General features: G+C 72.8%; 14 protein-coding genes. 5 read left to right on the top strand and 9 right to left on the bottom strand.

The features are described 5' to 3' along the window. Positions 1-108: 108 nt before the first annotated feature. The 3 genes from BLW76_RS48800 to BLW76_RS30395 form a co-directional block, all read right to left on the bottom strand. Complete coding sequence (locus tag BLW76_RS48800) at positions 109-276, bottom strand: hypothetical protein (RefSeq protein WP_167384779.1); 168 nt, start codon at positions 274-276, stop codon at positions 109-111. Between the two features lie 60 nt (positions 277-336). Further along, entirely contained in the window at positions 337-624 is a 288-nt protein-coding gene (locus BLW76_RS30400; protein WP_091313817.1) for a hypothetical protein, read from the bottom strand. Positions 625-689: 65 nt separating this feature from the next. Then, positions 690-1,877 (bottom strand): hypothetical protein, encoded by a 1,188-nt coding sequence (locus tag BLW76_RS30395; protein ID WP_091313814.1) that lies wholly within the window; start codon positions 1,875-1,877, stop codon positions 690-692. 156 nt (positions 1,878-2,033) lie between these two features. Between BLW76_RS30395 and BLW76_RS30390 the strand changes: the two genes are divergently transcribed. The 5 genes from BLW76_RS30390 to BLW76_RS30370 are packed head-to-tail and all read left to right on the top strand — an operon-like array spanning position 2,034 to position 5,827. Then, on the top strand, positions 2,034-2,267 hold the full coding sequence (locus BLW76_RS30390; RefSeq protein ID WP_208613417.1) for a PLD nuclease N-terminal domain-containing protein: 234 nt from the start codon (positions 2,034-2,036) through the stop codon (positions 2,265-2,267). Then, on the top strand, positions 2,264-3,358 hold the full coding sequence (locus BLW76_RS30385; protein WP_091313811.1) for an ABC transporter ATP-binding protein: 1,095 nt from the start codon (positions 2,264-2,266) through the stop codon (positions 3,356-3,358). The genes BLW76_RS30390 and BLW76_RS30385 overlap by 4 nt, the downstream gene beginning before the upstream one ends. After that, positions 3,355-4,038, top strand: a complete 684-nt coding sequence (locus BLW76_RS30380; protein WP_091313808.1) for a hypothetical protein — start codon at positions 3,355-3,357, stop codon at positions 4,036-4,038. The genes BLW76_RS30385 and BLW76_RS30380 overlap by 4 nt, the downstream gene beginning before the upstream one ends. A 20-nt stretch (positions 4,039-4,058) precedes the next feature. Next, positions 4,059-5,186, top strand: a complete 1,128-nt coding sequence (locus tag BLW76_RS30375) for a sensor histidine kinase (protein WP_091313805.1) — start codon at positions 4,059-4,061, stop codon at positions 5,184-5,186. Further along, on the top strand, positions 5,183-5,827 hold the full coding sequence (locus BLW76_RS30370; protein WP_091313801.1) for a response regulator: 645 nt from the start codon (positions 5,183-5,185) through the stop codon (positions 5,825-5,827). Before BLW76_RS30375 ends, BLW76_RS30370 begins: the two co-directional genes overlap by 4 nt. Here the strand turns inward: BLW76_RS30370 and BLW76_RS30365 are convergent. From BLW76_RS30365 to BLW76_RS30340, 6 genes are all read right to left on the bottom strand, one after another. Beyond that, positions 5,819-6,358, bottom strand: a complete 540-nt coding sequence (locus tag BLW76_RS30365; RefSeq protein ID WP_091313798.1) for a PadR family transcriptional regulator — start codon at positions 6,356-6,358, stop codon at positions 5,819-5,821. The two genes, BLW76_RS30370 and BLW76_RS30365, sit on opposite strands and share 9 nt — an antisense overlap. Positions 6,359-6,385: 27 nt before the next feature. After that, positions 6,386-6,775: a nuclear transport factor 2 family protein gene (locus tag BLW76_RS30360; protein WP_091313795.1), complete on the bottom strand. Its 390-nt coding sequence runs from the start codon at positions 6,773-6,775 to the stop codon at positions 6,386-6,388. Positions 6,776-6,855: 80 nt separating this feature from the next. After that, entirely contained in the window at positions 6,856-7,566 is a 711-nt protein-coding gene (locus tag BLW76_RS30355; protein WP_244170381.1) for an SDR family oxidoreductase, read from the bottom strand. 46 nt (positions 7,567-7,612) lie between these two features. Next, positions 7,613-9,214 (bottom strand): fatty-acid--CoA ligase FadD8, encoded by a 1,602-nt coding sequence (gene fadD8 / locus BLW76_RS30350; RefSeq protein ID WP_244170380.1) that lies wholly within the window; start codon positions 9,212-9,214, stop codon positions 7,613-7,615. A 147-nt stretch (positions 9,215-9,361) separates the two neighbouring features. Further along, the gene (gene surE, locus BLW76_RS30345; RefSeq protein ID WP_091313787.1) at positions 9,362-10,327 is read right to left on the bottom strand and encodes a 5'/3'-nucleotidase SurE; all 966 of its coding nucleotides are present in this window, start codon (positions 10,325-10,327) and stop codon (positions 9,362-9,364) included. Positions 10,328-10,449: 122 nt separating this feature from the next. Next, a complete protein-coding gene (locus BLW76_RS30340; protein WP_208613416.1) occupies positions 10,450-11,844 on the bottom strand; it encodes an alpha/beta hydrolase domain-containing protein in 1,395 nt (464 codons plus the stop codon). Between the last annotated feature and the right edge of the window lie 191 nt (positions 11,845-12,035).

The raw sequence follows: 12,035 nt of genomic DNA, 5'->3' as shown, positions 1-12,035 counted from the left end.
TTGGTTGCGTCTGACGCACCCAATGTGGCGTTCGGTGCGTCCAACGCACCGAACGCCACATTGGGGCGCATCGCCCGGCCGCTGTCAACGAACCTCGGACGCGCGACACTAGCCGGTCAGGCCCACGTGCAGGAAGGCCAACACGGCGCCGGGCCCGACGAGCACGCAGATCCCGGCTCCACCCCACAACGGCTCGTCGTCGCGGAACATCTTCACCATCAGGCCGACGGCCACCACCACGGTGGCGATCAGCAAAACCAGTACCACAACAGGCATTTCCCGGTCCTTCGCGCAGCAGGGAACACGACGCCGGGTATCGGCGCCGCAGGATGCGGATCAGCTCGCGAAGGACGGGGGTGCCCGGGTGGACCGGGACGTCGGCGGTGCGGCGAGCGCGGGCGCGGCACCGGGGTTCTCGACACGCCATCGCCACGCGGCCGCGGGCGCGCCGGACGAGGGCGGTGTGACCGCCCACGGGATCGTGGCCGGCGCGCGCGGTGCGGTGTGGCGGCCGGAAATGAGGTCGTGCGACGGTGCGGTGGCCACCGCCGGGGCGTCGTGCGTCGCCGCCGCGGTGGGGACCGTGGGGGCCCCGCCGAAGCACAACAGGACGGCAAGCAGCAACCCGAGGCGGTGGCGCCGCCTCGGGTTGCCGTGCTGTCCTGTTCGTCCGATGTGGTCAGGTTACCTCAGCCGCCGCCGTAGGTGGCCTGGGTGACCGCGAAGACGTTGCGGTTGCCCGCGCCTTCCTGCAGCGTCCACAGCAGGTCGGCGGCGGTGTCGTCCTCCCAGTAGGAAATGCTCTCGCCGCTGCTGACCCAGGAGAAGGTCTGCGACGCGGCCGACGGCTTCCAGTAGTAGAGCTGCTTCGAGCCGGACGACTGGAACCACCAGCGGCCGTTGTGCGAGGCGACGCCGTTGAGCTTGTACCAGGGCAGCTGCAGTGCCTGGCTCGCCGTGGTCGTCGCGGCGAAGGTGCCGGCGGAGGCGAACGGGTAGCGGATCGCCCGCGGCGCGCGGTTCGGGTAGTCGGTGCAGCCGGACGAGCAGGTGTACTCGGTCATCACGATCGACTTGCTGACGCGGTCGAGGGAGATCGACGACCACGCGAGGTTCGTCCCGGACGTCGTCTTCGAGGAGATCGTGCCGACCTGCGGCAGGACGTAGGCGTAGTTGTGGGCGTAGTACGTGCTGCCGCTCTGGCCGATCTGGTCGGCCGTGCCGCCGGTGTTGGTCTTGAGGATCTTGCGCATGTCGAACACGCGCATGCCCTTGCCGGTGTCGGCGACGTAGAGGTAGTCGCCGTACCAGGACATGCCGCCGGCGTGGATCGGGATGTCCTTGAAGTTCGGGGCGTCGGCGGTGCCGGTCGGCTCGACCAGCAGGATCTTGCGGTAGGCGTTCGGGTAGTCGGCGTCCCAGTCGACGAGCGTGATCCGGCTGCGCTGCTGGCCGCCGTCGCAGCCGTCCTTGGTGTACCAGCTGACCGCGATGAGCTGGTGGCCGTCGTAGTTGCCGCCGTTCGCGGTGCCGACGGCGTCGCGGCTGGTGGTGATGCCCTGCGGGTAGTTGGTGCAGTCGGAGTTGTCGCCGCTGTCGAACCGGAACCCGGTCTCGAGCCCGGCGACGGAGAACGACGACGGCAGCGCGGTGCGGTCGTGGTTCGCGTTCTCCATCACGGTGTGCACGGCGGCGGTGCCGAGCTTCGACACCAGGGCGCTGTTCACTGCGTCGAACTGGTTGTAGTTGGCGGTCAGGGTGTACTGGTCGGCGGGCAAGGTGGACGGCGCGGCCGCGGCGGCGGACGCCGGCGCGGCCGCCAGGCCCGCCAGCACGCCGGCGGCCAGCGCGGCCTTGGCCAGACGGTGGAGTGACATGGGAGCCATCGTCGGACGGGGGCGTACAAGAGTCGTACAACCGCCGGGTTAATACTTTCCGCCTATCCCGTGACGTCCGATCTTCCGATGCGCGGGCCCGCCGGACCGGCGATCGTGGACGTACTCACCCCGATGCGAGTCCGAAGTGGAGTACGAATGTCCGTGGCATCCGAGACGACGCAGGCGTGGATCTTCATGGGCGTGGCCGGCGCGGTCGTGCTGGCCTTCGCCGTGCTGTTCCTGGCCGCGCTCGTCGGCATCCTGCGTTCCCCGCTGACCGGCGGGATGAAGCTCGTCTGGGTGATCTTCGCCTTCTGCGCGCCGTTCCTGGGCAGCCTGCTGTGGTTCGTGGCGGGCCGCCGCGACGCCGTCGCCCCGGTCCGGCGATGATCGTCGCCGACGGGCTGGGCAAGTCCTACCGGGACGGTGCCGGTGTCGGCGACCTGTCGTTCACCGTGCGCCCGGGCGTCGTGACCGGGTTCCTCGGCCCGAACGGCGCCGGCAAGTCGACGACCATCCGGCTGATGCTCGGCCTCACCCGCGGCCGCGGCCGCACGACCTTCGGCGGGCGGACCTACGCCGAGGTACCAGGTCCACTTCGGACGGTCGGCGTACTGGCCGACGCCGCGGCGGCCCACCCGGCCCGGACGGCGGCCGCGCACCTGCACATGGTCGCCGCCGGCGGCGGGGTGCCGTCCCGGCGGGTCCGCGAGGTGCTGGCGGAGACGGGGCTGACATCGGTGGCGCGGAAACCTGCCGGGCGCCTCAGCCTGGGCATGAAGCAGCGGCTGGGCCTGGCCACCGCGCTGCTCGGCGACCCGGAGTACCTGATCCTCGACGAACCGGCGAACGGGCTCGACCCGCAGGGGGTCCGCTGGATCCGCGACCTCCTCAAGCGGTTGGCGGGGGAGGGGCGCACGGTGTTCGCATCCTCGCACCTGTTGGCCGAGACGGCCCTGCTCGCCGAGGACCTGATCGTCATCGCCGGCGGCCGCCTCGTCTCGGCCGGGCCCTTGGACGAATTCGTCCGGCGGCACGCCCGCGCGGACGTGGTGGCACGGACGGAGCACCCGGCAGCGCTGCTGGTGGCTCTGGCCCGCGACGGCCTGCGCGTGCGGCAGGAGGCGAGGGACCTGGTGGTGGAGACGGCCGACACCGAGCGGGTGGCCGCGGTCGCCGGACGCGCCGGAGTGCAGGTGCGCGAGCTGTTCGTCCGGCAGAGCGGCCTGGAGGACGCGTTCCTGGCAGCGACCGCGGCTGCGAGTGCTGCTGCGACCCCGGCCGCGGCTGGGCCCGCGACCGCCGCTGCGGCCCCGGCCGTGGCTGCAACCGCGGGTGCCGCGGCGACTCCGGCCGCGGCTGCGACTCCGGCCGCGACCCCGACCGAGTCTGCGACCGCGGCGACCCCGATCCCGCCCCAGGCGGCAACCACCACCCCGCCGAGCGCCGCGCCCGACCGGCCCCGACAGGAGCTGCCGTGAAGCGCGCACTGGCGTACGAATGGGCCCGGGCCCGCTCCCTGCGGTCGACCTGGCTGCTCCTGGCCGTCGCCGGGGTGCTGCAGTTCGCGTCCGGCCTGTTCTGGGGGCTCAAGCGTGACCTCGGTGGCGTCGACGCGTTCACCTCGGCGTTCGGCCTGGCCGGGAAGCTCGGCGCGCTGCTCGTCGCCGCGGTCGGGGTGGGCGCGTTCGGGGCGGACCACCAGCACGGCACCCTGGCCACCACGCGGCTCGTGCTGCGGTCGCCGTCGCGGATCGTCGGGGCGCGGGCGGTGGTCACCGGCGGGCTCGGGCTGCTCGGTGGGGTGTCCATGGTGGTGCTGACCGCGGCCGGGGTGGTCGCGGGCGGGGGTGCCCTGCCCGCCGGCGAGGGGGCGGCGGGCAGGGCAGCCGGGGCGGTGCTCCTGCTGAACGTCCTTTCCGGGGTCGCCGGGGTGGCGCTCGGCGGGCTGCTGCGGCACAGCGGGCTCGCGATCGGGGTGTTCGCGGTGTGGGCGTTCGTCGTCGAGGTCACCCTCGGCCTGCTCGCCCACGTGCCGGCGACCGCGCTGCCGTTCACCGGCACGGCCCTGTTCGCCGCGCCCGGGATCGGGGTCTTCGCGGGCCTGGCCGGCGCGGCACTGGTGGCGACGGGGTGGACCCTGGCCCGCCGGGACGGCTGATGCGGCCTAACCTGAGCACGGTGAAGCGATGGCTGGGCTGGTGGGACGGGCGTCCCGTCCTGCTGGCGCTCGACGTCGCGGTCGCCGTGGCCGTGATCGTCGTGTCCCTGACCGGCGGCGATCCGCGCGACCCGCACCCCGCGCTCTACGTGCCCGCCGTCGTATTCTCCGGGGTCGCGCTGCTCGCGCGGCGGCGGTGGCCGTTCGTCGTGCTGCTCGCCGCCGTCGCCTGCATGCCCGCCGGGGTGACGCTGCTGCCGCTGGTGGTCGCCCAGTACTCCGTCGCCGCGCGGCACGGGGTCAGCGTCCTGACCGGGGTCGCCGTCGTCGTCGCCGGGATCGCCGGGAACGTGGTGCCCGTGCTGCAGAACCCCGGCAGCTTCACCCTCGTCGTGGTCGTGCTCGGCACCTTCGTGCTCGGCCCGGTGCTGGCCGGCCTGTGGATGCACCAGCGGGCCGTCCTGCTCGGCGTGCTGCGCGAACGTGCGGACGAAGCCGAGCGCACCCGGACGCTGCTGGCCGACCGGGCCGTCTTCGCCGAGCGGCGGCGGATCGCCCGCGAAATGCACGACGTCGTCGCCCACCGGGTCACCGCCGTCGCGCTGCAGGCCGGGGCCCTGTCGCTGCGGGCGCCGGACGAAGCGACCGGGCAGGCCGCCGAGACGATCCGGGCCACCAGCGCGCTCGCGCTCGACGAGCTGCGCGGGATCCTGCGGGTGCTGCGCGACGCCCCGGCCGGCGAAGCCGAAGACACCGGCCCGGGTGTCCTCGCGTCGCTGGAAGACCTCGTCGACGGCGTCGCCGCGACCGGCGCGCGGGTCGAGCTGAGCCTGCCGGACCCGCTGCCCGCGGTGGCGGGCCAGGTCGGCCGGGCCGTCTACCGGGTGGTGCAGGAATCCCTGACCAACGCGGGGAAACACGCCCCGCACGCCGCCGTCGACGTCCGGCTGGAGGTCACCGGTGACCGGCTGGCGGTCGAGGTGACCAACCGGCTGACCCCGCACGGCAGCACCGTCCCGGGGTCGGGCTACGGTCTGGTCGGGATGCGCGAACGAGTCGAGCTGGCAGGCGGTGACCTGCGGACCGGGCCGACCGGCGACGGCCGGTTCCGGGTGCTGGCGCGGTTCCCGGTGGGAGCGGAACAGTGACGGTCAAGGTCGTGCTGCTGGAGGACGAGGAGCTCGTCCGCAGCGGCATCCGGATGATCCTGGAGTCGGCGGGCGACGTCGAGGTGGTCGCCGAGGACACCGACGGCACGCGGGCGGTCGAGCTGACCGACCGCCACCGGCCGGACGTCGTGCTCACCGACGTCCAGATGCCCAAGGTCGGTGGCCTCGAGGTGGTCAAGCGGCTCGCCGGCCACCCGGCGGCCCCCGCGGTGGTCGTGCTGACGACCTTCGACGTCGACGAGTACGTCCACACGGCGCTGCGCCACGGCGCGGCCGGCTTCCTGCTGAAGGACACCCCGCCGCGCGAGCTGGTCAACGCGGTGCGCGTCGCGGCCCGCGGCGAGGCGATGCTGTCGCCGAAGATCACCAAGCGGCTGCTGGCCGAGTTCGCCGCCGGCGGCGGCTCCGCGCGGGCGCAGGCGAAGCTGTCGGTGCTGACCCCGCGCGAGCACGACGTGGCCGTCCACATCGGACGCGGGCTGAGCAACGCGGAGATCGCCAGGGCCCTGGCGGTCAGCGAATCCACCGTGAAGGTCCACATCGGACACATCATGGCGAAGGTCGAGGCTGCGAACCGGACCCAGGTGGCCATCCTGGTGCACGACGCCGGCCTAAGCTGACCCGCGCCGCCGGTCGAGCACCTTCAGCGACTGCTCGCACCACCGCAGGTTCTCCCGCTCGAACGACAGACCCCGCATCAGCGTGAGGTACGGGCCGATGCGCTCGGCCCCGGCGAGGTAGTCGTCCTCGAACCGGCCGTCCAGCAGGCGCGCGCGAAGCCGTTCGTACCGGGCGATCTTGGCCTCCGCCCGGGTCATCCGCTCCGCCAGCGCCCGCCGGACCGCCGGCTCGTCGCCCGCGTCCACGGCCTGGACCTGCACCAGCAGCTCGTCACGGATCACGCTCGGCCGGGGCGGCCGCGCGGTGAACGCGTGCAGCTCCCGCTGCCCGGCCTCGGTCAGCGAGAACAGCCGCTTGTCCGGGCGCCGCTCCTGGCGGACCAGCCGGGCCTGCACCAGGCCGTCGGCCGCCATGCCGTCGAGCTCCCGGTAGAGCTGCTGCGGCGTGGCCGCCCAGAAGTTCGCCACCGAGGCGTCGAACCCCTTCGCCAGGTCGTAGCCCGACGCCTCGCCCTCGAGCAGCGCCGCCATCAGCGCGTGGCGCAGTGCCTTACTCAACTAGTTGACTGCTTCGCGCTGGATCCGGTCGAACTGCGCCGCCATCGCCTCGGCGAGTGCCTGCGCCGCCGACAGCGGCCGGACCATCACCGTGAACTCGTCGATCAGGCCGTCCTCGTCGAGGTGCAGGAAGTCGCACCCCTCGACCCGCACGTCGCCGATCCGGGCCTGGAAGACGAGCGCGTGGTCGCGGCCTTCGCCGCCGCTCAGCTCGCGCACGTAGCGGAAGTCCTCGAACACGCGCAGCACGCCGCGCAGGATCGCGGCGGTGATCGGCTTGCCGGGGTACGGCTTGAACGCGACCGGGCTGCGGAACACGACGTTCTCCGCCAGCGTCGCGGCCATGGCCTCGGGATCGCGTGCCTCGACGGCCTTGCGGAAGCTGTCCATGCCCACCTCTCTTACTCAACTTTTTGACTATGCCGAGTGAGCATACCCCGGCGGCCGTCACGGCGTGCTGGAGACTCGGGCTACCGGCCGAGCCACTCGGCCAGCGTGGTCTCCGCGAGCCGCGCGCCCGGCCCCGGCAGGAGGTCCGCCGGCCCCGGCACCGCGCCGAAGTACGGCGCCCGCGGGTCGGTGACCACCTGGCGCGGATCGGCACGCGCGGTCAGCACGGTGCGCACCCACTCGTCGAGCCCGAAGACCTCCGGCCCGGCGATCTCGGTGACACCGCCGACCGCGTCGCCGACCGCGACCCGGCCCACGGCGGCGGACACGTCGGCGGCGGCCATCGGCTGCACGCCCGAACCGGGCAGCCGCACGACGCCGTCGGTGGTGGAAGTGTCCGCGATCCCGGCGGCGAACTCGAAGAACTGCGTCGCCCGCACGATCGAGAACGGCAGCCCCGACCCGGCGATCAGCTCCTCCTGGGCGAGCTTCGCCCGGAAGTACCCGACGTCGGGCTGCCGGTCGGTGCCCACCACCGACAGCGCGACGTAGTGCCCGGCGCCCGCCTCCTTCGCCGCGTCGACGAGGTGGCCGGTCGAGGTCCGGAAGAAGGCCATGACGTCGTCGTCGGCGAACGACGGCGAGTTCGACACGTCCACCACGACGCCGGCGCCCTGCAGCACCTCCTTCAGCCCCTCGCCGGTCAGGGTGTTCACGCCGGTGCTCGGCGCCGCGGGCACCGCGTCGTGCCCGTGCCCGGCCAGCCAGGTCACCAGGTTTCGGCCGATCAACCCGGTCCCGCCGATTCGTGACAGCGGAGGGTGGGCGTATAACGGGCTACACGGTGGCGCCGTGCCGCTCGTACTGGGCGCGCAGGGCCTTCTTGTCCGGCTTGCCCAGCCCGGTCATCGGCAGCGACTCCGCGACGATCACCTGCTTGGGCACGTGCACCGGGCCCTTGCGTTCCCGGACCGCCGCCTGGATCTCGGCCGTGAGCTGGTCGAGATCGGTGTCCGCGTCCGTGCGCAGGACCACGACCGCCGTGACCGCCTCGCCCCACTTGTCGTCCGGGGTGCCGATCACGCCGACCTGCGCGACCGCGGGGTGCTCGGCCACGACGTCCTCGACCTCGCGGGGGAAGACGTTGAACCCGCCGGTGACGATCATGTCCTTGACCCGGTCGACGATGAACCAGAAGCCGTCCTCGTCCTCGCGGGCGACGTCGCCGGTGTGCAGCCAGCCGTCGCGGAAGGTCTCGGCGGTGATCTCCGGCAGGTTCCAGTAGCCGCCGGCGAGCAGCGGTCCGGCCACGCAGATCTCGCCGGGTTCGCCGGGGGCGACCGGTTTGCCGTCCGGGCCGAGCAGCGCCGTGCGCAGGAACGCCGACGGACGGCCGCAGGAGGCCAGCCGGGCGTCGTCGTGGTCGCCCTTGGCGAGGTAGCTGATCGCCATCGGGGCTTCGGACTGGCCGTAGTACTGGGCGAAGATCGGGCCGAAGCGGTCGATCGCCTCGCGCAGGCGCACCGGGTTGATCGACGCTGCCCCGTAGTACACCGTCTGCAGCGAGGACAGGTCGCGCGTGCGCGAGTCCGGGTGGTCCATCAGCGCGTAGAGCATCGTCGGCACCAGCATGGTCGCGGTGATCCGCTGCTCTTCGATGATCCGCAGGGTTTCGGCGGGGTCGAACTTCGGCACCACGATCAGGGAGCCGCCCTTGAGCAGCGTCGGGGCGAAGAACGCCGCGCCGGCGTGCGAAAGCGGGGTGCAGATCAGGAACTTCGGCGCCTCGGGCCACTCCCACTCGGCCAGCTGGATCTGCGTCATCGTGGTCATCGCCCGCGCGGTGCCCATGACGCCCTTGGGCTTGCCGGTGGTCCCGCCGGTGTAGGTGATGGAGACGACCTGGTCCGGCGGCAGCACCGCGGGCTCCAGGGGCCGCGGCTCGAACGTCGCGGCGGCCGCGGTCAGGTCCTTGCCGACGTGGGCCAGCGGTTCGGGCACCGGGCCGATGGTGAGCACCTGGGTCAGGCCGGGGACCTTGTCCAGCAGGCCGAGCGCGCGGTCGACGAAGGCGGGCACCGGGTCGATGATCAGCGTGGTGATGCCGGCGTCGGCGAGGATGTAGGCGTGGTCGTCGAGCGACCCGAGCGGGTGCAGCGCGGTGCGCCGCGAACCCTGCAGCTGACCGGCGGCGATGATGAGCAGGACTTCCGGCCGGTTCAGCGACAGCAGCGCGACCGGCGCGCCGGTGCCTGCCCCGAGCGCCTCGAAGGCCTGGGCGTACTGGCTGACCTGTTCGGCGGTCCGGGCCCCGGTCATCGTGGTCTCGCCCAGCACCATGACCGGCTTGTCCCGATGCCGTTTCAGTGCGGAGACGACCAGGTGGCCGAGGTGGTTCGGATACCGCATCGCCTGCTCGTCCATCCCGGTCCCTTCCACGGCGCCAGACTAGAACACGTTACTGTTCTCGACAAGATACGGCGATCCGGCCGGGTTTGTCAGCTGAGCGGTGCGGTGGAACAGGTTCCAGAAGGTCGTGCGTGGTAAGGCGGGTTGGAACCCGCCCTGCCACTCACGACCGGAGTATTACCCCCTGGTGTACCCGCGGTTCACGGCGACCGCCGACACGCTCGCGTACCCGTCGAACAGGGCCTTCGTGTCGCTGCCTTCCTCGAGCTTCGGGTCCGGCACCGGGTCGTACGACAGCTGGTACGTCCCGTCGCCCGCCGGCCCGTACGTCACCCAGCCCTGGGCCACCCGGCCGACCGACGTCCAGCGCAGCGGCGACGGCCCGGCGCCCGGCGTGACGTCCGGCTGGTTCACGTTCATCAGCACCATGTCCCGCACGAGCGTCCAGACCCGCGGCGACCCGAGCAGCCGGACGACGACGTCGGCCGCGGCCGTGTACGTCTCCGTCGACGGCGGGGGTGCCACGCGGGTCCCCGCGCTGACCGCCACCGTCGGCACGCCTCGCTCGACCGCCGCGGTGGCCGCGCCGACGGTGCCGGACAGGTTGATCGAGACGTCGGTGTTCGGGCCCGCGTTGACGCCGGACACGACCAGGTCCGGGCCCGCCGTCCAGCCGAGTCGCTGGGGCAGGACGCCGGTCAGCGCGAGTTCGACCACGTCGGCCGGGGTGATCGACGGGCTGCCGGGGCCGCACGGGACGCTGCCCTGGCACGCGCCCAGCACCAGTCCGTGCCCCGGCGCGTTCGCGCAGTCGCCGGCGAACTCGGCCGGCACTGCCAGTGGCGGCGCCACGGCCGCCGTGGGCGAGCCCGCCGTGGAACGGCTCTTCGCGCCCTGGGACGCCCACGGGCCGACGATCGCCACGTCGGCCCCCGCCCGGCACAGCGCCCGCCGGAGCACGTAGATGCCGCGTCCGTCGGACCCGTCGGGCTTCGCGGCCTGCACCGAGTCGTCGTTGACCAGCAGAACCTTCTTGCCCCCCAGCGAAACCGGTTGATCGGGCCGCGGGTCGGCCTGGGCCGGCACGGCCAGCGACAGCGCCACCGCCGCCGCGACCGCGACGCGCACAGCCTTGAACCGCATCGCCACCTCCTCATTCGTTCGGAATCGGAGGGCCAGGGTAGCGAGGACAGAGGCCCGAGGGCGGTGATTCCGTGGAATCCACGGAAAAACCGCCCTCGGCGCGCATGGTCCTTTGTGGATGGTTACGGCACCGGCGCCGCCTGTGCCCTGGCCACGGCCTCGTCGCGGTCGGGCTGCAGCAGGTAGCCCGCCCGTAGGGCCCGGTCGGCCGCCGCGGTGAACTTCGCGACGTAGGTCGCGTGGTCCGGGTACAGCTGCCGGATCCGGTCCGGCGGCAGCGGCGTGGTCGTGCCCAGCAGCAGGCACGCGCCCGGCACGTTGCCGCCGGTGTTGTTGGGCGAGTAGGCCGCCACCGGGACGTCGAGGTCGGGCAGCCGGACGCCGCCGAGGGCGTTCTGGTCGCCGTCGCGCAGGATGATGAGGTTGAGCAGCATCGCGATCGGCGCCGCCGTGGGCGGGGCCGCGCCGCCGCGTGCCCAGCGGTCCAGGTGGCGGAACGCGGCGTTCTCCGCGTAGCGGAACGTCATGCTGTTGACCGGCTTGTCGCAGGTCGTCGGGGCGCCGTCGTTGATCGACCTGTCCCGGGCGTTGGCCGCGTTGTACAGGTTCAGGCCGTACTGGTCGGCGTGCGCGGTGCCGGCGACCTCCCAGGTCCGCACCTGGGCGGTGTTCTGCCGGACCGACGCCGACGCGATGACGTCGGTCTCCGCCTGCAGCACGAACACCGGGACGCCGAGATCGGCCCGGATCTTCGCCGACAGCGCGCCGACGACGCCGTCGCCGATCGGCGCGGCGAGCGCGGCCCGGCCGTGGATCAGGAAGCCGTCGTAGGTCCGCCGCACCGGCTGGACGGCGTTCGCGAAGGTGGTCAGCCGCAGCGCGGACTGCGAGTGCCCGGTGGCGAGCACGACGGACGGCGTCCGCCCGCCCAGCAGCTGCGGGTTCGCCCGGACCGCCTGCGCGGCCTGCGAGAACACGTCATACGAAAGCGCGTCACCGCTGAGGTTCACCGCGGCGTACCGGGCGGGGTCGAGGCTCTTGAGCTTGTCGGCACCGGCCTTCTGGGTTGTCACGCCGACGTAGACGTGGCCCTCGCGGACGAAGTGCTCGTAGGACTGCGAGAAGTCCACCGGGATGTCGACGCCGAAGCTGACGTTGAGCCATTCGACCACGACCGTGCCGGTGAACCGGGCGGCATCGCGCGGCCGCACGACGACCATCCGGGTCGTGTACGGGTTGCCGGTGGTGGCCACCCGGGTGGCCCAGCGGCCGTCTTCGGTCCACAGGCCCACCTGCTCGAACGTGTCGGCCTGGCCGGACAGCAGGTATTCCTCCTCGACGTACCCGCGGGCGGCGAGGTCGAGGACCCCTCGGGCGCCGCTGACCGGCCAGCCCCGCCCGGCGTTCGCGGGCACCGCCGTGACGGCCGGGGCGGCGGACGGCCCGGCGTGGGCGACCGGGGTGATCGCGAAGGAAGGCAGGAGCACGGTCAGCAGCACGAGCAGGGCTCTGCGCATGGGGAAACCCTTCTGGTCGTCGACGGTGCGCCGAGCGGCTCCCGGCTCGGGTACCGTCCACATCGGACACTGGGTGGTGACCGGACGGCCACCGCCGTTTTCTTTACTCGCCGGTAAAGGCCCGGGCAACGCCGGGCCGGTGAAGCGGGGAGAATCCACCCGGGATCGCTCAGGGATGTGACAAGTCAACG

Origin of the sequence: Amycolatopsis tolypomycina, assembly GCF_900105945.1 — a bacterium.
Classification (GTDB): Bacteria; Actinomycetota; Actinomycetes; order Mycobacteriales; family Pseudonocardiaceae; genus Amycolatopsis; species Amycolatopsis tolypomycina.
This window is presented reverse-complemented; position numbering and strand designations above follow the sequence as displayed.